The organism is Cellulomonas fengjieae (genome assembly GCF_018388465.1).
GTDB classification, from domain to species: Bacteria; Actinomycetota; Actinomycetes; order Actinomycetales; family Cellulomonadaceae; genus Cellulomonas; species Cellulomonas fengjieae.
In genome coordinates this window covers 1,666,649-1,689,349 of the sequence record NZ_CP074404.1, presented here as the reverse complement: position 1 = coordinate 1,689,349, position 22,701 = coordinate 1,666,649, and the positions used below count along the sequence as shown (strand labels likewise).

The 22,701-nt window shown below is 73.7% G+C and carries 23 protein-coding genes and 1 tRNA gene; 11 read left to right on the top strand and 13 right to left on the bottom strand.

Annotated elements, in window-relative coordinates; translation table 11 throughout:
• Positions 1–6: 6 nt before the first annotated feature.
• Positions 7–699 (bottom strand): HAD family hydrolase, encoded by a 693-nt coding sequence (locus tag KG102_RS07800; RefSeq protein WP_243884860.1) that lies wholly within the window; start codon positions 697–699, stop codon positions 7–9.
• A gap of 76 nt (positions 700–775) precedes the next feature.
• On the opposite strand from KG102_RS07800, the gene KG102_RS07795 reads away from it, so the two are divergent.
• Positions 776–1,633: a PAC2 family protein gene (locus KG102_RS07795; RefSeq protein ID WP_208290066.1), complete on the top strand. Its 858-nt coding sequence runs from the start codon at positions 776–778 to the stop codon at positions 1,631–1,633.
• A gap of 23 nt (positions 1,634–1,656) precedes the next feature.
• On the opposite strand, the gene mshC is transcribed toward KG102_RS07795, so the two are convergent.
• Positions 1,657–2,916, bottom strand: a complete 1,260-nt coding sequence (gene mshC, locus KG102_RS07790; protein ID WP_208290067.1) for a cysteine--1-D-myo-inosityl 2-amino-2-deoxy-alpha-D-glucopyranoside ligase — start codon at positions 2,914–2,916, stop codon at positions 1,657–1,659.
• Between the two features lie 40 nt (positions 2,917–2,956).
• Between mshC and KG102_RS07785 the strand changes: the two genes are divergently transcribed.
• A complete protein-coding gene (locus tag KG102_RS07785) occupies positions 2,957–3,967 on the top strand; it encodes a CorA family divalent cation transporter (protein WP_249667516.1) in 1,011 nt (336 codons plus the stop codon).
• A gap of 2 nt (positions 3,968–3,969) precedes the next feature.
• Here KG102_RS07785 and KG102_RS07780 read toward each other — a convergent pair whose 3' ends face one another.
• Complete coding sequence (locus tag KG102_RS07780; protein ID WP_208290119.1) at positions 3,970–4,860, bottom strand: undecaprenyl-diphosphate phosphatase; 891 nt, start codon at positions 4,858–4,860, stop codon at positions 3,970–3,972.
• A gap of 76 nt (positions 4,861–4,936) precedes the next feature.
• Between KG102_RS07780 and KG102_RS07775 the strand changes: the two genes are divergently transcribed.
• The gene (locus KG102_RS07775; protein ID WP_208213651.1) at positions 4,937–5,896 is read left to right on the top strand and encodes an aldo/keto reductase; all 960 of its coding nucleotides are present in this window, start codon (positions 4,937–4,939) and stop codon (positions 5,894–5,896) included.
• 29 nt (positions 5,897–5,925) lie between these two features.
• Here the strand turns inward: KG102_RS07775 and KG102_RS07770 are convergent, their stop codons facing one another.
• Positions 5,926–6,225: a primosomal protein gene (locus KG102_RS07770; protein WP_208213652.1), complete on the bottom strand. Its 300-nt coding sequence runs from the start codon at positions 6,223–6,225 to the stop codon at positions 5,926–5,928.
• Between the two features lie 110 nt (positions 6,226–6,335).
• On the opposite strand from KG102_RS07770, the gene KG102_RS07765 reads away from it, so the two are divergent.
• On the top strand, positions 6,336–6,605 hold the full coding sequence (locus KG102_RS07765; protein WP_208213653.1) for a DUF5703 family protein: 270 nt from the start codon (positions 6,336–6,338) through the stop codon (positions 6,603–6,605).
• Here KG102_RS07765 and KG102_RS07760 read toward each other — a convergent pair.
• The 4 genes from KG102_RS07760 to ald are packed head-to-tail and all read right to left on the bottom strand — an operon-like array spanning position 6,602 to position 12,233.
• Positions 6,602–7,960, bottom strand: coding sequence for a M20/M25/M40 family metallo-hydrolase (locus KG102_RS07760; protein WP_208213654.1), 1,359 nt, complete (start codon positions 7,958–7,960; stop codon positions 6,602–6,604). The two genes, KG102_RS07765 and KG102_RS07760, sit on opposite strands and share 4 nt — an antisense overlap.
• A gap of 36 nt (positions 7,961–7,996) precedes the next feature.
• Entirely contained in the window at positions 7,997–10,078 is a 2,082-nt protein-coding gene (locus KG102_RS07755; protein WP_208290068.1) for a M3 family metallopeptidase, read from the bottom strand.
• Positions 10,079–10,106: 28 nt separating this feature from the next.
• Positions 10,107–11,111, bottom strand: coding sequence for an NAD-dependent epimerase/dehydratase family protein (locus KG102_RS07750; protein ID WP_208290069.1), 1,005 nt, complete (start codon positions 11,109–11,111; stop codon positions 10,107–10,109).
• Between the two features lie 9 nt (positions 11,112–11,120).
• Positions 11,121–12,233: an alanine dehydrogenase gene (ald, locus tag KG102_RS07745; protein WP_208290070.1), complete on the bottom strand. Its 1,113-nt coding sequence runs from the start codon at positions 12,231–12,233 to the stop codon at positions 11,121–11,123.
• A 21-nt stretch (positions 12,234–12,254) separates the two neighbouring features.
• Between ald and KG102_RS18920 the strand changes: the two genes are divergently transcribed.
• On the top strand, positions 12,255–12,671 hold the full coding sequence (locus KG102_RS18920) for an Lrp/AsnC family transcriptional regulator (RefSeq protein WP_208290071.1): 417 nt from the start codon (positions 12,255–12,257) through the stop codon (positions 12,669–12,671).
• A gap of 26 nt (positions 12,672–12,697) precedes the next feature.
• On the opposite strand, the gene KG102_RS07735 is transcribed toward KG102_RS18920, so the two are convergent.
• The gene (locus KG102_RS07735) at positions 12,698–13,594 is read right to left on the bottom strand and encodes an aminoglycoside phosphotransferase family protein (RefSeq protein ID WP_208290072.1); all 897 of its coding nucleotides are present in this window, start codon (positions 13,592–13,594) and stop codon (positions 12,698–12,700) included.
• A gap of 174 nt (positions 13,595–13,768) precedes the next feature.
• Between KG102_RS07735 and KG102_RS07730 the strand changes: the two genes are divergently transcribed.
• The 3 genes from KG102_RS07730 (at position 13,769) to KG102_RS07720 (ending at position 16,822) form a co-directional block, all read left to right on the top strand.
• Complete coding sequence (locus KG102_RS07730) at positions 13,769–14,671, top strand: matrixin family metalloprotease (RefSeq protein ID WP_208290073.1); 903 nt, start codon at positions 13,769–13,771, stop codon at positions 14,669–14,671.
• 100 nt (positions 14,672–14,771) lie between these two features.
• Complete coding sequence (locus tag KG102_RS07725; RefSeq protein WP_208290120.1) at positions 14,772–15,434, top strand: alpha/beta fold hydrolase; 663 nt, start codon at positions 14,772–14,774, stop codon at positions 15,432–15,434.
• A gap of 35 nt (positions 15,435–15,469) precedes the next feature.
• Positions 15,470–16,822 carry a DNA polymerase IV gene (locus KG102_RS07720; RefSeq protein ID WP_208290074.1) on the top strand — a complete coding sequence of 451 codons (1,353 nt, stop codon included), beginning with the start codon at positions 15,470–15,472 and terminating at the stop codon, positions 16,820–16,822.
• A 473-nt stretch (positions 16,823–17,295) separates the two neighbouring features.
• On the opposite strand, the gene KG102_RS07710 is transcribed toward KG102_RS07720, so the two are convergent.
• Complete coding sequence (locus KG102_RS07710; protein ID WP_208290075.1) at positions 17,296–17,718, bottom strand: ChaB family protein; 423 nt, start codon at positions 17,716–17,718, stop codon at positions 17,296–17,298.
• 161 nt (positions 17,719–17,879) lie between these two features.
• Here KG102_RS07710 and KG102_RS07705 point away from each other — a divergent pair, with 161 nt between their 5' ends.
• Positions 17,880–18,323 carry a transferase gene (locus KG102_RS07705; RefSeq protein WP_249667515.1) on the top strand — a complete coding sequence of 148 codons (444 nt, stop codon included), beginning with the start codon at positions 17,880–17,882 and terminating at the stop codon, positions 18,321–18,323.
• Between the two features lie 16 nt (positions 18,324–18,339).
• Here the strand turns inward: KG102_RS07705 and KG102_RS07700 are convergent, their stop codons facing one another.
• A complete protein-coding gene (locus tag KG102_RS07700; protein WP_208213663.1) occupies positions 18,340–18,888 on the bottom strand; it encodes a DUF1269 domain-containing protein in 549 nt (182 codons plus the stop codon).
• A gap of 229 nt (positions 18,889–19,117) precedes the next feature.
• Here KG102_RS07700 and KG102_RS07695 point away from each other — a divergent pair, with 229 nt between their 5' ends.
• On the top strand, positions 19,118–19,738 hold the full coding sequence (locus KG102_RS07695; RefSeq protein ID WP_208290076.1) for a dihydrofolate reductase family protein: 621 nt from the start codon (positions 19,118–19,120) through the stop codon (positions 19,736–19,738).
• 16 nt (positions 19,739–19,754) lie between these two features.
• Here the strand turns inward: KG102_RS07695 and KG102_RS07690 are convergent, their stop codons facing one another.
• Positions 19,755–20,768 (bottom strand): aldo/keto reductase, encoded by a 1,014-nt coding sequence (locus KG102_RS07690; RefSeq protein ID WP_208290077.1) that lies wholly within the window; start codon positions 20,766–20,768, stop codon positions 19,755–19,757.
• Positions 20,769–20,957: 189 nt separating this feature from the next.
• On the opposite strand from KG102_RS07690, the gene KG102_RS07685 reads away from it, so the two are divergent.
• Positions 20,958–22,316: a uracil-xanthine permease family protein gene (locus KG102_RS07685; RefSeq protein ID WP_208213666.1), complete on the top strand. Its 1,359-nt coding sequence runs from the start codon at positions 20,958–20,960 to the stop codon at positions 22,314–22,316.
• Positions 22,317–22,588: 272 nt separating this feature from the next.
• On the opposite strand, the gene KG102_RS07680 is transcribed toward KG102_RS07685, so the two are convergent.
• Positions 22,589–22,671: transfer RNA gene (locus KG102_RS07680), tRNA-Leu, on the bottom strand.
• Positions 22,672–22,701: the final 30 nt, after the last annotated feature.

Here is a 22,701-nt window from a genome sequence, read left to right as displayed (position 1 = left end):
CCGCCGTCAGCCCGCCCGGCGCAGGTCCAGCACCTCGCCGCGCACGATCCGCGCGAAGGTCGGCAGGGTGAGGTCGCTCAGCGCCGCGATGCGGCTCAGGCCGGGACGGGCCGCGACGGGCTGCATGACCTCGATGGCCACTGCCCGCGCACCCGACGCGAGGGCCGACGTGATGCCGGCACCCGAGTCCTCGATCGCGACGCAGTCCTCGATGTCCACGCCGAGCAGCTGCGCCGCCAGCTGGTAGGGCTCGGGGTCAGGCTTCGCCCGGGTCACCCCGTCCCCCGTGACCACCACGTCGAACAGGCCCGCCGCCTCCGCGAACGGCTCGGCGAGGATTCGGAACGACGACGTGACCAGCGCCATCGGCACCCCCGCGTCGCGCAGGTCGGCGAGCACCTGCTGGCCACCCGCCTGCCACGGCAACTCGGCGGCCACGGCCGCGGCGACCTGGCGGTTGAGGAAGTCGACGATCTCCTCGAGCGGCAGGTCCACGCCGCGGTCCCGCAGCACCGACGCGGAGACCATCATCGGGTTGCCCACCAGGGCCAGCCCGTCCTGGTGCGTCCAGACGCCCCCGTGCGCCTCGACCAGCTCGGTCTCGGCGGCCATCCAGTAGGGCTCGGTGTCGATCAGTGTGCCGTCCATGTCCCACAGGACGGCGGACGGCAGGACGAGGTCGGGGTAGGTCGGGGGCATCGCTCCATCGTACGAGCCGACGCGCGCGGGCCCGCCCGTCCGGGTCCCCCGCGGCCCCTCGCAATAGGCTGGACCGATGAGCCAGACCCCGCCGGCCGACCTTCCCGTCCGCGAGACCGTCCTGCTCGCGGCGTTCGAGGGGTGGAACGACGCCGGGTCGGCCGCGACCCAGGCGCTCGAGCACCTGCACGAGGTCTGGGCCGCCGAGCAGGTGGACGAGCTCGACCCCGAGGAGTACCACGACTTCCAGGTCAACCGGCCGGTGGTCGGTCCCGGTGCCGACGGCCGCCGGGAGATCACGTGGCCGACCACCGCCGTGGCCGTCGCGACCGCGCCCGTGAGCGGGCGGCGGGTGGTGCTCGTGCACGGCATCGAGCCCTCCATGCGGTGGCGCCGGTACTGCACCGAGCTGCTCGACATTGCCGCCGGCCTCGGCGTCGACACCGTGGTCACTGTCGGCGCGCTGCTGGCCGACGTCCCCCACACGCGGCCCATCCCGGTGAACGCGACGAGCGAGGACCCCGACGTCCGGGGCATGTTCGGCCTCGAGCCGAACACCTACGAGGGTCCGACCGGCATCGTCGGCGTCCTGCAGCACGAGGCGGCCGCGCGCGGCATGCGCGCGATGTCCCTGTGGGCCGCGGTCCCGCACTACGTCGCCCACCCGCCGTCCCCGAAGGCCACGCTCGCCATCCTGCACCGCCTCGAGTCCCTCCTGGGCGAGCCGGTCCCCCTCGGCGAGCTGCCCGACGACTCGGCCGCCTGGCAGCACGGCGTCGACGAGCTGGCCGCCGAGGACGCGGAGATCGGCGAGTACGTGCACCAGCTCGAGGAGGCCAAGGACACGGCCGACCTGCCGGAGGCGAGCGGCGAGGCGATCGCGCAGGAGTTCGAGCGCTACCTGCGCCGCCGGGACAAGGGCACCGGCGGCTGATCCGCCTGTAGCGCGGCGCCGCGCTACAGGCGGATCCCCAGCAGGGCGTCCAGGGTGCGGCCGATCACGCCGGGGGCGCCCTCGAACGGGACGGCCGTCCCCGCCAGCGAGAGGTCCGCCCACGCGTCGATCGCGACGAGCGCGGTCGGGGTGTCGAGGTCGTCGGCCAGTGCCGCCCGTACCGCGGCCAGCGTGCCGGTCGCGTCCGGGCCACCGTTGCCCGAGACGGCGGAGCGCCAGCGCTCGAGGCGCACCTGCGCGGCGTGCAGGCCCGCGTCGGTCCAGTCCCAGTCGTCGCGGTAGCGGTGCGCCAGGAGGGCGAGACGCACGGCCATCGGGTCGACGCCCTGGGCGCGCAGCTGGGAGACGAGCACGAGGTTCCCGCGGGACTTGCTCATCTTGTACCCGTCGAGCCCGACCATGCCGGTGTGCAGGTGCACCCGCGCGCCGTGACCCTGGTCGAGCAGCCGCGCGTGCGAGGTGCTCATCTCGTGGTGCGGGAACAGCAGGTCCGACCCACCGCCCTCGACGTCGAACGGCAGGCCCAGCGCGTCGCGGGCGATGACCGCACACTCGATGTGCCAGCCCGGACGTCCCCGGCCGAGCGAGCCGCCGTCCCAGGCCGGCTCCCCCACCCGCTCGCGCCGCCACAGCAACGGGTCCAGCGGTGCGCGCTTGCCGGGCCGCTCGGGGTCGCCCCCACGCTCCGCCGAGAGCGCGCGCATGGTGTCGTCGTCGAGGCCGGCCACGGCGCCGAAGTCGACGTCGGCCGTGAGGTCGGCGTACACGTCGCCCAGGCCGGGGTCACCGAGTGCCTCGGGCGTCGCGACGCGGTACGCCGCACCCGCGGCGAGCAGGACCTCGACGGCCTCGACGACCGCGGGGATGACCTCGACCACGCCGCAGTACACGTCGGGCGGGATGACGGCCAGCGCCGTCATGTCCTCGGCGTAGAGCAGCGTCTGCTCCGCGGCCAGGTCGCGCCAGTCGACGCCCAGCAGGGCCGCGCGCTCGAGGAGCGGGTCGTCGACGTCCGTGACGTTGGAGGCGTACCGGACGCGGTACCCGGCGTCGCGCCACGCGCGGCCCAGGATGTCGAAGGCCACGTAGGTGGCGGCGTGGCCCATGTGGGTGGCGTCGTAGGGGGTGATGCCACAGACGTAGAGCGTCGCGTCCGTCCCGGCTGCGGCGACGACGAGCTGGTCGGTCGAGGAGTCGCGTACCCGGACCGGGAGGCCGCGTCCGGGCAGCTGTGGGATGTACGGGGACGGCCAGGTGAGCACGCCGGAAGCCTAACTGCGCCGCGAGGTCCACAATGCCCGGGTGACGCACGAGACAGGGACCGATGCCCCGCGCGAGCGGGCCTTTGTGAAGACGTCGGACGGCTGGGCCCCGAGTCCGCCCGGCGAGTCGTCGGCGGGGCCGCGGTGGGTGATCGTCGCGTCGCCGGACGACCTGCCGGCGGCCGCACGGCGGCACGGCCTGGGCGAGCAGGCGATCGCGCTGCTCCAGCACCGGGGGCCGGGGGCACACCCGTCCGGCCCCGACCACCCGCTGCGCGCGCGCCTCGACCGGTCGTCGGACGGCGAGTTCGTGCTGACCGCACCCACGCTGTCGTTCGTCGAGGCGACGAACGACGTGCACACCGGCGCGCTGATCTGCGTCGTCGGCGCGGACGTCGTGGTGATGAGCGAGGTGGGCGACGCGGACGTCACCGGACGCGCGGTGGAGAAGCTCACCGGCGGCTTCCCCGTGCCGGACGAGGGCGTGCACCAGGTGCTCGCCGCGGTGGTGCTCACGATGGTCGCGGAGGCGTCCGCGGTCGAGATCGCCCTCGGGGACGCGGTCGCCGACCTGGAGCACGTCGTCTTCACCTCGACCCGCCACACCGACACGGTGGAGCGGATCTACGACCTCAAGCGGGAGATCGCCGAGGCTCGACGGGCGCTCGGGCCCGTGACATCGATGCTGCCGGAGCTCATCGCCGAGGCCGAGGAGTCGTCCGAGAACCGGCGCTCGCGGCCGTGGCTGATCCGGGCCGTGAGCTGGGTCGACCGCCTGGACAACCACCTGGACGGGTACGACGACCTGCTCGGCGACATGCTGTCGGTGCACCTGTCGCAGGTCTCGGTGCGGCAGAACGAGGACGTCCGCAAGATCTCGTCCTGGGCGGCGATCGCCGCGGCGCCGACCCTGGTCGCCAGCATCTACGGCATGAACTTCGAGAACATGCCGGAGCTGTCCTGGACGCTCGGGTACCCGCTGTCGATCGCCACGATGGCCGCCGTCTGCGTCTCGCTCTATGCGCTGTTCCGCCGGTCGGGCTGGCTCTGACGCTACGTCGTGACGGGAGCGCTGTTGGGCTCGAGCACGCCCGTGAGCAGCAGGATCACGACGAGCGCCGCCAAGCCGAGCCGGTAGTACACGAACGGCTTGTAGCTGAACGTCGAGACGATCTTCAGGAACACGATGATGACGAGGTACCCGACGACGAACGCCACGAGCGTCGCCACCAGGGTCGCCCCGAAGCCGGGCGTCCCACCCTTGCCGAAGTCGTCGACGCTCTTGGCCAGCTGGAACAGCCCGGAGCCGAACACGGCCGGTATCGCGAGCAGGAACGAGTACCGCGCGGCGGCCTCCCGCGTGAACCCCATGAGCAGCCCGCCGGTGATCGTGCCGCCCGACCGCGACACCCCGGGGATGAGGGCGAGCGCCTGCCAGAACCCGAACTGGAGCGCCTGCCGGCCGGTCAGGTCGGAGAGCTGGCGCTGCTTGGCGCCCCGGCCGTCCGCCCAGCCGAGCACGAGGGCGAAGCCGGCGAGCGTCAGCGCGATCAGCCACAGGTTGCGGAAGGTCTGCTCGATGGCGTCCTGGAACGTCAGGCCGAGGATGACGATCGGCAGCGAGCCGAGCGCGATGAACCACGCCATGAGGGCGTCGTGGTCGGACGGCTGCCCGGGCGGCATACCGGCGCGCGAGCGCCAGTCGGTGCCGTGGTCGCCGCGGACCGCTCGCCACCAGGCACCGGCGATCCGGGCGATGTCGCGCCGGAAGTAGAGGATCACCGCGGTCTCGGTGCCCAGCTGGGTGATCGCGGTGAACGCCGCACCGGGGTCCGAGGAGCCGATGAGCTCGCCGACGATCCGCAGGTGCGCGCTGGAGGAGACCGGTAGGAACTCGGTCAGACCCTGCACGAGCCCCAGCAGGATCGCTTGTCCCAGTCCCATGGCCTCCGTCACCCGCGGAACGATAGCCGGGGTGCGTCGCGGCCGACGACACGCGCGCCGATTAGGGTTGCGCCTCATGGAACAGCGCCACCTCGGCCGAACCGGCCTGCGGGTCTCCCGGCTCGGGCTCGGCACGATGACGTGGAGCCGCGACACCGACGCGCACGACGCGGCCGAGCAGCTGCGGGACTTCACCGACGCCGGCGGCACGCTGGTCGACACGTCGGCCTCCTACGCCGACGGTGGTGCCGAGGAGCTCCTCGGCGAGCTGCTCGACGACGTGGTGCCCCGCGACGAGGTGGTGCTCTGCACCAAGGCGGGGATCCGGCGCACCAGCAACGGTGGGGTCGTGGACGCCTCGCGCGGCGGCCTGCTCGCGTCGCTCGACGGCTCGCTGCGCCGGCTGCGGACCGACCACGTGGACCTGTGGCTGGTCCAGACCCCCGACCCGCGCACGCCCCTGGACGAGACCGTGTCCGCGCTGCGGCTGGCGGTCACCAGTGGTCGCGCCCGCTACGTCGGGCTGTCGAACCACGCGGGCTGGCAGGTGGCCCGGGCCGCGAGCCTGCTCGAGGGCGAGGTCGGGCTGACCGCCGTCCAGGCCGAGTACTCGCTGCTCCAGCGCGGGATCGAGCGCGAGGTGGTGCCCGCGGCCGTCGGGCTCGGGGTCGGCGTGCTGGCGTGGTCCCCGCTCGGCCGGGGGGTCCTCACGGGCAAGTACCGCCGGACCATCCCGGCGGACTCGCGCGCGGCCTCCCCGCACCTCGCGGGCTTCGTCGAGCCGTACCTCGCCCGGGCCGCCGCGACGGTCGTCGAGGCGGTTGCGACGGCGGCCGAAGGGCTGGACCGCACCCCGCTCGACGTCGCGCTCGCCTGGGTGCAGGGCCGCGGGATCGCCTCCGCGATCGTCGGGGCGCGGACGGCGACCCAGCTGCGCGGGGCACTCGGTGCGCAGGACCTGGTGCTGCCCGACGAGCTGCGCCGGGCGCTCGACGAGATCAGCGCCCCGGCGCTCGGCTACCCCGAACGGTTCTAGCCGCGGTCCCCGCGACTGCAGCGGCGTCCCTAGCGGGCGTCGTCGGCGAGGTCGTCGGCGAGCGCGTCGTCGTACTCCTCGTCGTCGTCGTCCTCGTCGTCCTCGTCGCCGTCGTCGTCGCCGTCGTCCTCCTCGGCGAGGTAGAACGGCGTGGCCTCGCCGTGCACGGTGCCCAGGGCGTCGTCGTAGACCTCGAAGGCGTCGGCCAGGATGTCGTACGCGTCGTCGACTGCCGGGTCGTCCTCGCCGTGGGGCGCGGAGACTGCGGTGTAATGGGCCTCGAGGGCTGCGATCAGGCGGTCCAGCGCGGCGCGGGGGTCGACGGTCATGCGATGACGGTAGTCGTCCGCAGAGCACATTGGCACCGCGTAGGATTCTTCGGCACCAGGCTCTGACTCTCTATCGTCGCGGCGCGGGCGCCGGGCGGGACGGGGTGGCGATGGCAACCGGCCAGACACGAACGAGGCGACCCGACTGGGTGGCGCAGGGCGGCCAGTACGAGTACCGCGTGCTGCGGATCCCCGCGACGACGTCCCGCAACGACGCACGCAGGATGCTCACCGAACAGGCAGAGCTCGGCCGCTGGGAGCTGTCCAGGACGCTCCTGTTCGCCGGTGGCGAGCGGAAGGTCTGGCTGCGGCGCAAGGTCATCCGTGTGCGCAGCACGCTGGCCGAGACCAGCTTCCCGACGGAGCAGACCGACAGCTAGCAGGTGCGCAGCAGGCGGTCGAGCACGCGGGTGCCGAAGCGCAGGGCGTCGACGGGAACGCGCTCGTCGACGCCGTGGAACATGCCGGCGAAGTCCAGGTCCGCAGGGAGCCGCAGCGGCGCGAAGCCGTAACCGCGGATGCCCAGGCGGGACAGCGACTTGTTGTCCGTGCCGCCGGACAGGGTGTACGGCAGGACGGTGGCGCCGGGGTCCTCCGCGAGCAGCGACTCCACCATGCGATCCACCAGGTCCCCGCTGAAGGGGACCTCGAGGGCCGTGTCGTGGTGCAGCCGCTCGACGCGCACGTGCTCGCCCACCACCTGAGCCACGCTCTGCGCGAACTCGTCCTCGAGGCCGGGCAGGAAGCGCCCGTCGACGGTCGCCTCGGCAGACCCGGGGATGACGTTGGCCTTGTAGCCGGCGGCGAGCTGCGTCGGGTTCGTGGTGTGCCGCAGGGTGGCGCCGACGAACTTGGCGGCCGGCCCGAGGGCCGCCACGAGCCGGTCGATGCCCGCGGGGTCCTCCGGGTCGAACGGCAGGCCGGTCAGCTGCGCGACACCGTCGAGCAGGGCGCGCACGGTCGGCGTGAGCTGCAGCGGCCAGGGGTGCCGGCCCAGGCGCGCGACGGCCTCGGCGAGGTGCGTGACCGCGTTGTCGGTGTTCACCTGGCTGCCGTGCCCCGCGCGGCCGTCGGCGACGAGCCGCATCCACGACAGGCCCTTCTCGGCCGTCTGCAGCAGGTAGGCGCGCTGCCCACCGACCTCCACGGAGAAGCCGCCCACCTCGCTGATCGCCTCGGTCGCGCCCTCGAACAGCTCCGGGCGGTGCTCGACGGCCCAGCTCGCGCCCATGGCGCCGCCGGCCTCCTCGTCCGCGAACATGGCGACGACGACGTCCCGTGCCGGCTTGCGGCCCTCCCGTGCCATCTGCCGCACGACGGACAGGATCATCGCGTCCATGTCCTTCATGTCCACGGCGCCACGGCCCCAGACCAGCCCGTCGACCTCCTCGGCTCCGAAGGGGTCCACGCTCCAGTCCTCGGCCCGTGCGGGCACGACGTCCAGGTGCCCGTGCAGGACGAGAGCCGGCCGGCTCCGGTCGGCGCCTTCGAGGCGGACGACGACGCTGGCGCGGCCGGGCGCGCTCTCGAACAGCTCCGGGTCCAGGCCCACCTCGGTGAGCAGCGACATGACGTGCTCGGCGGCCGCCCGCTCGCCGGGGCCCGAGCCGTCGCCGTAGTTCGACGTGTCGATGCGGATGAGGTCGCGGCAGATCTGCACGACCTCGTCCTGCGCGGTCACGGTGGTGCTGGGGCGACCCTCGGGCGCGCCGGAGGCCGGGTGGGAGACGGACATGCCGCCACCGTACCGGGCCGCCGGCGCGTCCCGCGGTCAGCCGGCGTTGGCCCCGAGCAGGCCGCGGCGCGCCAGCAGCGGGTCGATCAGCGGGTCGCGTCCCCGCAGGTCCCGGAACGCCTGGAGCGGGTCGACCGACCCGCCACGCGACAGCAGCCGGGCGCGGAAGACGTCACCGTTGCGCCGGTCGAGCCCGCCGTTCTCGCGGAACCACTCCACCGTGTCCGCGTCGAGCACCTCCGACCAGATGTACGAGTAGTAGCCGGCCGAGTAGCCGCCGCCGAAGACGTGGTTGAAGTACGTCGTCCGGTAGCGCGGCGGTACCGGCGCGTAGTCGACGCCGGCGCGCTGCAGCGCCGCGGTCTCGAACGCCTCGACCTCGGAGACGTCCGTCGGCACCTCGTCGGGCGACAGGCGGTACCAGGCCTGGTCCAGCAGCGCTGCGGCCAGGTACTCCGTGGTCGCGAACCCCTCGCCGTCCTGTCGCGCCGCGAGCAGCGTGTCGACCCACTCGGCCGGCATGGGCTCGCCCGTCTCGTGGTGCAGCGCGAACGCGCGCAGGATCGCCGGGTCCCAGGCCCACATCTCGTTGACCTGCGACGGGTACTCCACGAAGTCGCGCGGCACCTCGGTGCCGGACTGCGAGGGCCAGCGCACGGCCGAGAACAGGCCGTGCAGCGCGTGCCCGAACTCGTGGAACATCGTGATGACCTCGTCCCACGTCAGCAGCGTGGGACCCTGCGGGGGCTTGGGGATGTTGAGGTTGTTGACGACGACCGCCCGCTCCCCCAGGAGCGTCGACTGGTCGACGAGGTTGTTCATCCACGCGCCGCCGCGCTTGGACTCGCGGGTCCAGTAGTCGGCCAGGAACAGGCCCAGACCGCTGCCGTCGGCGTCGAACACCTCGAACACGCGGACGTCGGGGTGGTAGCCCACGAGGTCGTGCCGCTCGGCGAACGTGGCCCCGTACAGCTCGGTGGCCGCGCGGAAGACCCCGTCGGCGAGCACCCGCTCGAGCTCCAGGTACGGCCGCAGGACCGCGTCGTCCAGCGCGCGCCGCTCCTTCTTGACCTGCTCGGCGTAGAACTGCCAGTCCCACGGCTCGAGGCGAGCGTCCGGGTGGTCGCGCTCGAGCGCGTCGGCCAGGTCCGCTCCCTCCGCCCGCGCGTTGGCGACGGCGACCGGTGCGAGCGAGCCGAGGATCTCGGCGACCGCCTCGGCGCTCTTCGCCGTCGCGTCAGCCGCCACGTACTGCGCGTGGTGGGCGTAGCCGAGGAGCTGGGCGCGCTCGGCGCGGGCCCGCACCAGCCGCAGCACGGAGGTCCGGGTGTCGTGCGGTCCCGAGGTCCCGCGCCCGATCGACGCCCGGAACAGCCGCTCGCGCAGGCCCCGGTCCCGCAGGACGGCGAGCGCCGCCTGCTGCGTGGACAGGGCGAGCTCCAGGAACCAGCCCTCCTCGTGACCGCGGTCCCGTGCCGCCTTCTGCGCAGCCGCGACCGCGTCCGGCGCGAGGCCGTCGAGCTCGTCGACATCGGTGACCAGCACCCCGGCCTCGTTGGTCGCGGCCAGCAGGTCGCGGCCGAACGCCGTCTCGAGGCTCATGATCTCGGCGTTCAGGGTCTTCAGCCGGTCCTGCGCGGCCTCGTCCAGACCGACCCCGGCCCGGACGAACCGGGTGTGCGTCCGGTGCAACAGCCACGCGGTGTCGGGCTCGAGCTCGAGCGCGCCGGAGTCCACCTGCGCCTGCAGCTCGGCGACGCGCGCGAACAGGCGCGGGTCGAGGTAGATCGCGTCGTGGTGGGCGGCGAACAGCGGGGCGATCTCCTCCTCGACGGCCTCCAGCCCGGGTGTCGAGTCCGCACTGGACTGGTTGTAGAAGCTCGCCACGACCCGGTGCAGCAGCCGCCCGGAGCGTTCGAGCGCCTCGAGCGTGTTCTCGACCGTCGGCGCGGCGGGGTCCGCCGCGATCGCCTCGATCTCGTCGCGCTGCTGCGCCATGCCGGCCAGCAGGGCCGGTCGGTAGTGCTCCTCGCGGATCCGCGCGTGGTCGGGGAGGCCGTACGGGAGGGTGGACGGGGCGCCGAAGGGGTTGTCGGCGGCGAGGTCGGTCGGCTGCATGGCGGCCATCATTGCCGACGGGGGCGGGTCACGTCGCGCGAGCCAGGAACTCGTCCTCGGCGGCGTAGGCGAAGAAGTCGCCCATCGCCCCCATCCGCACGAATCCGGGGAACGCCTCGCGCCAGTCGCGGTCCGACGCCGCCCGCACGAGCCACTCGACGCACGCCCCGACGGTGTCCGCGTACCCGCCCGGGGCCGAGTAGCCGAGCTCGACCGCGGCCCGCGACGTGTCGAGCACCACCGGCCCGGGCACCGACCACGGCGTGAGGCCTACTCCGTCGACCGGCGGCCCCGGCACGGTGACGAGCCGCGACGTGGCGCCCATCGCGGCGTCGACGGCGGCGGCGATCTCGGCGACCGTGAGCGCCTGCGGGTCTGCGGCGTTGAGCACCCGGTCCCCCGGCCTGGCCGCGGAGAGCCGGACGAGCTCGGCCAGCACGGCCGTGGCGGTCGTGTGGAACCTGCTGAGCCCGTCGTAGGCCAGCACCCGCACGTCGCGGCCGTCGAGCACCCGCTTCACGAACGTCCACTCGCGGGGCTGCACGCAACCCGGTCCGTGGATGGCGCCGGGGCGCAGGATCGTCGTCGGCACCGCCGAACCGGCCCAGGCCTGCTCGAGCGCGACCTTGCCCGTCGCGTACGAGTCACGCCCGGGACGCACGGTCGGCTGGTCCTCGCGGATCGGCACCGGGAACGCGCCGAGCCGCGCGGACTCGAACCCGTCCCCGACGACGTCCACGTACACGGCCGCGCTCGACACGACCACCGCCGACCCGATCCGGTCCGCGCGCTCGAGCAGCGGCGCGGCGTGCCGGTCGTCGTACGCCACCACGTCGACCAGGACGTCCACACCGGAGCCCAGCGCGTCGTCGAGCGCGGCGGGATCGTCGCGGTCCCCGAGCACGAGCTCGGCCTCGCCGACGTCCGCCCGGTGCCGGGCGAGCACGCGCACGTCCCAGCCGTCCGCGAGCAGCGCGGGCACGGCAGCCCGGCCGATCTGCCCGCTGCCACCGATCACCAGCGCCGTGGCCATGACCCGAGGCTAGGCGAGCGCCGGCGTCCCCGGCATGGGGTAGCCGTGCGCCCGGGCGACCGCCGCGTTGAGCAGCCGGCCGTCGTGCGTGGTCAGACCCGCCGCCAGGGCGGGGTCGGCGGCGACGGCGGCCGTCCAGCCCAGGTCCGCGAGCGCGCTCAGGTACGGGAGCGTCACGTTGGTCAGGGCCCGGGTGGACGTGACCGGTACGGCCCCGGGCATGTTGGCGACGCAGTAGAAGACGGAGCCGTGCACCCGGAACGTCGGCTCGTCGTGCGTCGTGGGACGGGTGTCCTCGAAGCAGCCGCCCTGGTCGACCGAGACGTCGACGAGCACCGAGCCGGGCCGCATGCGGGCGACCAGGTCGTTGGTGACCAGGTGCGGCGCCCGGGCGCCGGGCAGCAGCACCGCGCCGATGACGAGGTCCGCGTCCAGGACCTCGCGCTCGACCGCGTACGCGCTGGACGCCACCGTGCGGACCCGCCCGCCGAACGCCGAGTCCATGTCACGCAGGCGCGGCATCGAGACGTCCAGCAGGGCGACGTTCGCGCGCATGCCGACCGCGATCTCGGCGGCGTGCCGGCCCACCACGCCACCGCCGAGCACCACGACCTTGGCGGCGTCGACCCCGGGGACACCGCCGAGCAGCACGCCCGAGCCGCCCTCGTTCTTCATCAGGTGGTAGGCGCCGACCTGCGCGGACAGGCGGCCGGCGACCTCGCTCATCGGCGCGAGCAGCGGCAGGGAGCCGTCGGGCAGCTGCACGGTCTCGTACGCGATCGACGTGGTCCCCGCTGCGAGCAGCGCGTCGGTGGCCGGCCGGTCGGCGGCCAGGTGCAGATAGGTGAACAGGACCAGGTCGCGACGCAGGTGGCCGTACTCGGACGCCACGGGCTCCTTCACCTTGCACACCAGGTCCGCGTCGCCCCACACCTGCGCGGCCTCGGGGACAATCTCCGCCCCGGCGGCGGCGAACTGCTCGTCGGTGATCGCCGAGCCCAGTCCGGCCCCGGACTGGACGAGCACCCGGTGACCGGACCTGACGAGCTGGTGCACGCCCGCGGGCGTCAGCGCCACGCGGTACTCGTGGTTCTTGACCTCGCTGGGGATGCCGACCTTCATGCTGGTCTCCGTCCGGGCGGGATGAGCCGATCTGGCTATTCTGACAAGGAGCTCGCCGCCCTGGTCGGGATCGCGCCGTCGACATGCCACGCCCGCGTCCGCGCGCTGCGCGAGTCCGGCGTGCTGCGGGGCTTCCACGCCCAGGTGAACCCGGCGGCCGTGGGGCGCGGCCTGCAGGCCATGATCGCGGTGCGGCTCCAGCCCTCGGCACGGGCCCGGCTCTCGGAGGTCGCGCACCGGTTGGCGCAGCGGCCCGAGGTGCGCGACGTGTACCTGCTCGGCGGGGTGGACGACGTCCTCGTCCACGTGGCCGTACGGGACTCGCCGCAGCTGCGGGCGTTCGTCCTGGAGCACCTCAGCACGCGGCCCGAGGTGGCCCACACCCAGACGAGCCTCGTGTTCGAGCACGTGCACGCCCCGGGCACGGCCTCGATCTGACGGAGCCCCGACCCACGGCCGGGCGGTCAGCCCAGCAGCTGCTCCCAGACGTGTGCCTGCGCGAGGTCCCGTCGCCCGCCCGGTTCGTCCTCGAGGTGGTCCCACACCCACAGGGCCGACTCGACCGACCGCGCGAACCCCCAGGCGGCGACCCGGTCCGGGTCGAGGTCGAGCAGCCCGGACAGCAGCGTCACCCGCGCGCGCAGCACGCGGACGGGGGATGCGTGCAGGAACGGGTCGTCGATCTGCTCGAGCAGCGGCCACAGGTCGTACGCCGGGTCTCCCCGCAGGGGCTTGGGGTCGATGGCCAGCCAGCGATCGCCCGCCGCCAGGATGTTGCCGGGATTGAGGTCCCCGTGCACCAGCACGTCCGACGAGCCCGGCAGCGTGCGCAGCAGGCCGGCCGCGACGCCCACGTCCACCCCGTGGCGCGCTCCCCGGTCCTCGAGCAGGTCGGCCCACCCGGCACAGACCTCGACCATCGACGGCACCGGCACGTCCCCCGGGACCGACCACAGCGCCCGGGCCACACCCGCCGCGGCGGTCAGCCGCTCCTGGGCGCTTCCCGCGGTGTCGGACAGCGGGGTGCCGGGTTCGATGCGCGCCAGCAGCAGCGCCCAGTCCTCCGGCTGCGAGCCGAGCAGCTCCGGGACGCCGTGCCCGTGCCAGGCGCGCAGGGCCACCGCCTCGTCACGCGCCTCGTCGTGCGGGAAGGAGACCTTCAGGACCGCCCGGCCCCCGTCACCGAGCGTGGCGGGCGCGCACCACGACGCCGAGCCGTTGGTGAAGGGCTCCGCGAGCCGCAGACCCCAGCGCTCGCGCGCGCGGTCCACCAGGACGGGCAGCCGGTCGATCCACTCCCGGCCGGCGGGGGTGCGCCCCAGCCCGTCCCGCAGGATCGGTGGCACGACGACGTCGGGCACCGCCCCTCCTCCCCCGCGCCGCTCGGCGCACGTCGCAGTATCGCCGCGGTGTCGCCGCACTGCTGCGCCCGCCGGGTGAACGTGGACCGCGGTGGGTCGGATGGTCCTGCCACGGGGGCCGCGGCGTGTGCGATCCTGCGCACGGACAGGGCGGATCGCGGGGAGGGGCACGGCGTGACGGCTGGGGACCCGCACGGGCTCAACCCCTGGGTCGACGCGCGCGGCCAGAACCCCTACCCGCCCCTGCTCCCCCATCCTCATCTGCCGGCGGAGCAGCGCGCCGTCCGCTTCCTCGGACCCGCCGTCCGCGTCCGTCGCGGACCGCGCCCGGGGTTCCTGCTCGTCGTCGCGGTGCTGGCGGCCGCCGTGGTGCTCGGTGGCCGCTGGTGGATGTCCACCTCCACCGCGTTCGGCCCGCCGGCCGGCGTGGGCGAGGCCGCCGCGCCGCTGGGCGCACCACCCGTGGTCCCGGCGGCACCGGGCGGGTACGCGTTCACGGCCGTCCAGCCCGACGGTGCCGGGCCCGTGGCGTACAGCCCGTGCCGGCCGATCCACTACGTGGTGCGGCCCGACGGCACGCCCGCCGGTGGGGAGACGCTCATCGCCGACGCGGTCGCGACCGTCTCGTCGGCCACCGGGCTGCGGTTCGTCGACGACGGCCCCACCCAGGAGGCGCCGACCACCGACCGTGAGGCCTACCAGCCCGAGGTGTACGGCCGCAGGTGGGCACCGGTCCTCATCACGTGGTCGACCGACGCGGAGTCGCCCGACCTGGCCGGTGACGTGGCAGGCATCGCGGGCTCGGCCTCCGTGACGCGCGCGGGCCACACCGTCTACGTCACCGGGTCGGTCACGCTCGACGCGGAGGACATCGGCAGGCTCGCAGCAGCGCCCGGCACCCACGCCACCGCACTCGGCATCGTCACCCACGAGCTCGGGCACCTCGTCGGCCTGGACCACGTCGCCGACCCGACGCAGCTCATGTACCCCAGCACCGAGCTGGCCTCCGTCTTCGGTGCGGGCGACCGCGCCGGGCTGGCGGCCCTCGGCGCCGGCGGGTGCGCCCCGGGCATCTGACCGGACCTTCACACGAGGTCCGCACCGCGCCCCCGGAACTCCCAGGTGCCGCGCGTAGGCTCCCGCCAGACCGCAGCACCGCCGTTCCGAGGAGCACTCCATCCCCCGCAGACCGATCGTCTTCGTCCACGGCACCCGCACGTCGTCCGCCATCTGGCGTCGGCAGGTGGACGCGCTCGAACGCTCCGGGCACCCGACCGTGGCGCTCGACCTGCCGGGTCACGGGCGACGGATGCACGAGCGGTTCAGCCTCGAGGGGGCGCTGACCGCCATCGACGAGGCGGTCGACGCCTGCACGGAGGCGCCGCTGCTGGTCGGACTGTCCCTCGGCGGGTACACGAGCCTGGCGTACGCGCGCCGGCACGAGGCCAAGATCGCGGGCGTCGTCCTGGCCGGCTGCTCGACGGAGATCAAGGGCAAGCCGCTCGGCGCCTACCGACGCGCCGCCGCGGCCGTCACGAGCGCGCTGCGGGTGGGCGGCCACAACTGGTCCGTGGTGACGGACATGCTCGCCGCGCTCGAGGGCTACTCGCCCCTGGCGGACCTGCGCCGCACGGCCGTGCCGGTGTGGCTGGTCAACGGGTCGCGCGACCCGCTGCGGATGGACGAGCGCCGCTACGTCGAGGCGCGCCCCGGCACTCGGCTGACGGTCGTCCCGCGCGCCGGGCACGACGTGAACGCGCACGCGCCCGTCGCGTTCAACCGCGTCCTGCTCGACGCCCTGCAGGAGCTGCGCCAGCGCGGCGGGCTCGCGATCGCCTGACGTGACCACGGCGGCGGACCAGGCAGAGTAGAGGCGTGGATCCCGCGCAGCTGGCCGACGCCTCGCGGCTGCGCACCCGCGCGACGGTGCTGCACGCCGACGCGGACTCCTTCTTCGCGGCCGTCGAGCAGCGCGACAAGCCGTCGCTGCGCGGCCGACCGGTCCTCGTCGGCGGGACCGGGCCGCGCGGAGTCGTCTCCACCGCGTCGTACGAGGCGCGCACCTCCGGTGCGCGCTCGGCGATGTCGATGAGCCGCGCACGCCGGCTGTGCCCGGCCGCGGCCGTGCTCTTCCCCCGCTTCGAGGCGTACTCCGCGTACTCGCGGATCATCATGGCCGCGCTGGGCACCCTCTCGGACCTGGTCGAGCCGCTCAGCATCGACGAGGCGTTCGTCGACCTGGAGGCGGGCACGTTCGCCGACGACCCCGCCGCTGCGGCCGCGGGCGTGCGGGCGCGGATCCGTGAGCTCACCGGGCTGGCCGTCTCCATCGGGGTCGGACGGACCAAGCTCGTCGCCAAGCTCGCGTCCGACGCCGGCAAGCCGGACGGGCTGCTCGTCGTCGAGCCCGCCGACGAGGACGACTTCCTCCTGCCGCTGCCGGTACGGGCGGTGCCCGGCATCGGCCCCGCCACGGCCGCGGCGCTCGAGCGGCTCGACGTGCGCACCGTCGCGGACCTGCGCCGCCAGCCGCTGGACATCCTGACCATGACGGTCGGCGAGTCGTCCGGGGTCAACCTGTTCCGGCTGGCCCGCGGCATCGACCCCCGTCCCGTGGCACCGAGCACCGAGCGCAAGTCGGTGGGCGCGGAGCGCACCTTCGCCGAGGACATCTTCGGGGCCGACCCGATCGCCGCCGCCATCGACCGGGTGACCGACGAGGCGCTGCGCCGACTGACCGCGCACGGCGGCGGTGCCCGGACCGTCGTCGCCAAGGTCCGGTTCGCCGACTTCACCACACTGACCCGCTCGGTCACGCTCCCCCAGCCGAGCGCCGAGCCGGCCGAGCTGCGCGCAGCCGCCCACCAGGCCGCGCGCGCGGCCGGCATCAGCGACTCGGTCCGCCTGCTCGGCGTGTCGTTCCACAACCTGTCGGCGCACGCGCAGCTGACCCTGCCGTGGGGCGAGGAGGAGCCCGCTCCGGTGGTCCTCGACAACCCGCCGGACCTGGTCTCCTCCCTCGGGCTGCTGACGGAGGAGAACGCACGACCGGGTCTCGACGTCGAGCACGAGGAGCTCGGCCGCGGTTGGGTGGTGCACGTGCGGGGACGGCAGGCCACCGTGCGGTTCGAGACCGTCGACACGCCACCTGCGCGCTCGCAGGTGGTCGACCTCGAGACGGACCCGCTGGTGCTCGTACCGCCGTTGACCCCGGCCCTCCACGCCTGACCCTGCGCGCGAGGGATCTCGCGGGCGAGCGCCGCACCGTGCGCGAGCGGGAAGAGCGGGTCTTCCTCGCCGTGCACCACCAGTGCCGGGCGTGCCGCTGATCAGCGTCAGGGCCGCGACCCGGTCGGGATGGTCGAGGGCGAGCAGCTGGGCGACCACCGCACCGGCGGACACCCCGACGACGCGCGCGCCCGAACGCCTCCGCGTCCGTCAGCGCCAGGACGTCACCGACGACGTCGGGCATGCCGTAGCCGGGTTGCCCCACGGGCCACGTGGTCGACCTGCCCTGGTCCCGGGCGTCGTACCGCAGCACCCGGTGGTGCGCGGCCAACCGCTCGACCAGCTCCTCGGGCCACGCGACGAGCCCGCAGCCTGCACCGTGCATCAGCACCAGCGCGTCGCCGGTCCCGCGGACGTCGACGCACAGCCGGACGCCGTCGCCGACGTCGACCATCCGCTCGGTCATCCCTGCCTCAGGCCCGGGCCTGCCTGCTGCGGCGGTCGTTCTCCCTCGTGATGGCCTCGACCAGCTCGGCCTTGCTCATCCGCGAGCGCCCCGCGATGTCGAGCTCCTTGGCGACGTCGTACAGGTGCGTCTTGGACGCGTTCGCGTCCACCCCGCCGGCGGTCGATGCCGTCGATCCGCCGCCCTGCTCGGCATGTGGGTCCGACGGTCCGGGCTCCGCCTTGGGGCGCCAGCTGTCGCCGACCTTCTCGTGGGTGTGCTTCAGCGCGGCGAACGCGACGCGGTGCGCGCGCTCCTCGTCGCCGTCGTACTGCTCGATCGCCGCGTCGTACGCGTGGGCGTACGTCCGCTGCGCCTTCTCCCCGGAGCGCTGCAGCGTGCTCGGCAGCTCGCTGCGCCGGGCGGCTCCGGACCGGGTCGTCTTGGGCACGAGTGACTCCCTTCGGCTGGACACGACGATCGTCGTGCCGCCCGCCGCTGCCTGCCACCGCTAGGGCCGTAGGTCACTGGTGACGCCGGTGGCCCGCAGTGACGATGGCAGGACCCGTCGGCACACCGCCGTGCACGGGACGTGACGAGCAGGAGAGCACCGTGTCCACCAGTACCGTGGGAAGCCGGACCCCTCGCCTCGACATCGACGTCGAGAGCCTCTACGGGCAGGTGTCTCGGTACGCGCCCCACCCGCTGGGTGGCGGGCTCGTCGAGGTGACCGCACGGGTGCACGACGGCGCGTCGGTGCACGACTCCGCCTACGTCGAGGCCGGCGCCGTCGTGGGCGACGGCACGTCCATCGGTGCCAGCAGCTGGGTCGACGCCGGTGTGCGGGTCGGCGCCGGCGTGCGGGTCGGGCGCAACGTGCACCTGGGGGCCGGCACCCGGGTGGGCGACGGAGCGCAGATCAGCGCCGGCGCCCGCATCGGCGCGGCCGTCGTCATCGCCCCCGGGGCCCGCGTCGCGACCGACGCGGTGGTCGCCGACCGAGCCGTCGTCCCGCTCGGTCGGCGCCACCCGCGGTCGGTCAGCCCGGTGGACTGACCGGCCGGCCCCCGGCTCAGCCCGCGTCCACCTTCGCCTGCTTGGCGGCGGCCTTGATCTCGTCGACCGCCGCCTTGTCGACCGCCTTCTCCACGATCGCGTCCGCCTTGTCGAGCGCCTTGCGGATGTGCACGGCGGCGGGGTCGGAGACGAGGGCGATGAGCCCGGAGTGGCCCTCCGGGATGGCGTCCTGGAGGTCCTCGCGCAGGTCCTTGTGATGCTTGAGCTCGACGGCCTTGCCCGTCGCCGCGCCGATCACACCCAGGACCGCGGCGCTGCCGATGATCGTCGGCGGGAAGATCGCACCCAGGACGATGCCTCCGACGACTCCCCAGCCCAGCCCGCGCAGCGTGCTGTGGTCGGTCGCCTTCTGGATCTGGAGCTTGCCGTCGGCTTCGCGCTTCACCACGATGACGCCGTCGATGTCGAACGTCTTGCGGTCCTCGACCGACTTCAGCTCCTCGTAGGCGGCCCAGGCCGTGTCGGTGTCGGCGAAGTCGGCCACGAAGAGGGTGTATGCGCCGTCGGAGACGGCGAGGACGTCATTGGGCTGGTCGTCGGACATGAAATGCTCCCCCTGCTGTTCGGATCGTGCCTGTCTTGTCCTGCGTCATCGACGGTAGACCCGGGGTCCGGATCCCGCCCAGCGGCGTGCGTACGGGCGCCGAGGGGGACATCCGTGCTCACCGCTCGTCGGGGATCTCGTCGTTCAAAGGTCTGGGCGTGCGTGGGTGCCATGCGGTTCGCTCGGGTGGAGCGGCCGCACCGAGCGGTCGCACACCTTGGAGGACTTGATGGCGAAGCTCGTCTCCACCCTGTTCACCTCCCTCGACGGCGTGGTCGAGATCGACCCGGCGTGGCACTTCCCCTACTTCGACGAGAACATGGGCGCCGTGGTCGACGAGGACTACACGGGCGTCGACGTCCTGCTGCTGGGCCGGGTCACCTACGACAGCTTCGCGGGGGCCTGGCCGGACCGGGAGTCCGCGGGTGGCGAGGACGCCACCTTCGCCGCCCAGCTGGGTGACATGCGCAAGCTCGTCGCGACGCGCGGTGACCAGGACCTCGGCTGGCGGAACGCCTCCGCGTTGAGGGGCGACCTGATCGAGGCCGTGACCGCGCTGAAGGCGGAGCCGGGTGTCGACAAGGTCCTGATCCCCGGGTCCATCTCCGTCGTCCGCCAGCTGTTGGCGGCCGGGCTGGTCGACGAGCTCAGCCTCCTGGTGCACCCGGTCGCCGCCCGCCACGGCGAGCGACTGTTCGACGAGGGAGAGCCGATCTACCCGCTGGCGCTGCTGCGGTCGGCCGTCTTCCCCACCGGCGTCGTGCACCTGGTCTACGCCCCGAGCGAGCTGCCCGGCGACCAGACGTACGACGACATCACCGACAAGGTGCCGGGCGCCGCGGAGAGCTGACGACCCCGCCGTGGTGTCAGGCGGCGTTCTCGTCGAGGATCTGCGCCACCTGGGCCATCTGCGCGCCGGTGAGCGGCCCGAACGCGAGCGCACCGGCGTTCTCCGCCACCTGCGCGGTGGTCCGGAAACCAGGGATCGGCACCGTCCGCCCGCTGCGCCCCCAGATCCACGCGAGCGCCCCCTGTGCCAGGGTCCGTCCGTCACTGGTCAGCACGTCGCGGATCGCCGCGAGCCGGTCCAACCACTGCGTCGTGGGCCGACCGTCGACGAAGCCGCGGTGCCAGGTCATCGAGGCGCGCACGTCGTCGCGGGCGAACGTCGTCGTCGGCGAGAACTTCCCGGTGAGCAGGCCCATCCCCAGCGGACCGCGGTTGATGCTGGCCAGGTCCAGCTCCTCGCACAGCGCGAGCATCGCGGGGTTGGCGTCGTCCAGCACGCTCAGCCCCTGCTGGACGACACCGCAGCCGGGGTGCGTGGAGAACGCCCGCACGGCGTCGACACGGTCGGTGCTCCAGCCGTACGTGCGGATCGTCCCCTCGACGACCAGCTCGTCGAGCACGTCCCGCACCTCGAGCGCCCGCTCGATCGACAGGCCCCCGACGTGGAGCTGGAAGACGTCGACGTAGTCCGTCCCCAGCCGCCGCAGGCTCTCCGCCAGGTCGGCGCGCACCCGGCCGGCCACATCGCCGTCCTCCGCGTCGCCGTCGTAGGTCCGCACCACGCGCTCGGCCTCGTCGACCTCGTACCCGAACTTGGTGGCGAGCACCGCCTCGTCGCGCCGGCCGCGCAGCGCCCGGCCGAGCACGACCTCGCTGTGCCCGGCGCCGTAGTTGGCCGCCGTGTCGAAGAAGGTCACACCGAGGTCCAGGGCGCTGCGCAGGGCACGGACGGACTCCTCGTCGTCGACCGTGCTCCAGCCGGCCTGCGCACCGTCCATCGTCCAGGGGCCGCCGATCGCCCAGCAGCCGAGCCCGAGGGCGCTGACCTGGATGCCGGAGCTGCCCAGGACACGATCGGCCGTGGGAGTCATGAGAACCGCCTCTCACCAGGGAACGGATGACGGAGCCGACGCTATGCGCGGCGTCACCCGGTGCGCGACGGTATTCATGTCCCGGTCGGGTGGACGCGCTGGCGCCGCGTGTGCTCACGTTGCTAGCGTCCGGCTGCCGCACAGGTGCGCGGGGCAACAGCCCATCGACGTCGAGGAGTAGGAACCCCCATGAGCATCGGATGGCGGCTGCACGGTGACGGTCGGACGATCCCCGTCGGTGAGGTCGTCGCACCCGACGAGCGCCTGAGCTGGCCGCGGACCATCGGCATCGGCATGCAGCACGTCGTGGCGATGTTCGGCGCCACGTTCCTGGTCCCGCTCCTGACGGGCTTCTCCCCGGCCACGACGCTGTTCTTCTCCGCCGTCGGCACGGTGATCTTCCTGCTCGTCACGCGCAACAGGCTGCCCAGCTACCTGGGCTCGTCGTTCGCGTTCATCGCGCCGATCAGCGCCGCGACCGCGAGCGGCGGGCAGTCCGTGGCGCTCGGCGGCATCGTCGTGGTCGGCGTGCTGCTGGCCGTGATCGGCGCGGTCGTGCACGTCGCGGGCACCGGGTGGATCGACAGGCTCATGCCGCCCGTCGTCACCGGCACCATCGTCGCGCTCATCGGGCTGAACCTCGCCCCCACCGCCTGGGGCACCTGCACGCAGAGCGTGGTCGACGGCGAGATCGTCGAGTCGTGCACCAACGGCTTCCGGGCCGCCCCCGTGACCGCGCTCGTGACGCTGCTCGCGATCATCCTGTGCTCGGTGCTCTTCCGCGGCATCCTCGGGCGCCTGTCCATCCTGGTCGGTGTGCTCGTCGGCTACCTCGTGGCCACCCTGCGCGGCGAGGTCGACTTCTCCGGCGTGACGGCCGCCGACTGGGTCGGCTTCCCCGAGTTCGTCACCCCGACCTTCGACATCACGGTCCTCGGGCTGTTCGTCCCCGTCGTGCTGGTCCTGGTCGCGGAGAACATCGGGCACGTGAAGTCCGTCGCCGCGATGACCGGGACGGACATGGACCCGCTGGCCGGGCGCGCCCTGTTCTCCGACGGCATCGCGACCGCCGTCGCCGGCCTCGGTGGCGGCTCGGGCACCACCACCTACGCCGAGAACATCGGTGTCATGGCCGCCACCAAGGTGTACTCCACCGCCGCCTACTGGGTCGCCGCCGCCACCGCGCTGGTGCTGTCCCTGTCGCCGAAGTTCGGGGCCGTCGTGGCATCGATCCCCGCCGGCGTGCTCGGCGGGGCGACCACCGTCCTGTACGGGATGATCGGCATCCTCGGCGCCCGGATCTGGGTGCAGAACAGGGTCGACTTCTCCGACGCCAAGAACCTCACGACGGCCGCCGTCGCGCTGGTCGTCGGCATCGCCAACTTCACCTGGGCGCCCGGCGATCTCGAGTTCGGCGGCATCGCGCTCGGCACCGCTGCCGCTCTCGGCGTCTACCACCTGATGCGCGTGCTGGAGCAGTGGCGCGGGACCGGCCACGAGCCCGCCTCCCCGGGGTCCGTCCCCACGACCGAGTCGCTGGACCGGTAGCCGACGACGCTGCACGACGACGGACCCCCGATCGCGCGATCGGGGGTCGTCGTCGTCGGGAGGCACCGTGTCGAGCGTCACGCGCTGCGGGTGCCCGGCGGGTCTGGTCGGGCGCGAGCTCGCGCCACCTCGTCCGGCGACGGCGAGCACCGGGCGGCGCGGCCTGCGCCGGCGACCAGCGGCGGGCACAGGCCTCGCCCGGCGGAGAACGAAAAATGCCCCCGCTCCGCGTCTCCGCAGATCAGGGGCACTTTCGTCGCTGTCTCAACGAGTGTCCGGAGGGGGACTTGAACCCCCACGCCCTTTCGGGCACTAGCACCTCAAGCTAGCGCGTCTGCCATTCCGCCACCCGGACGGGTGGACCGCAGGGCACCCGGAGGCGCCC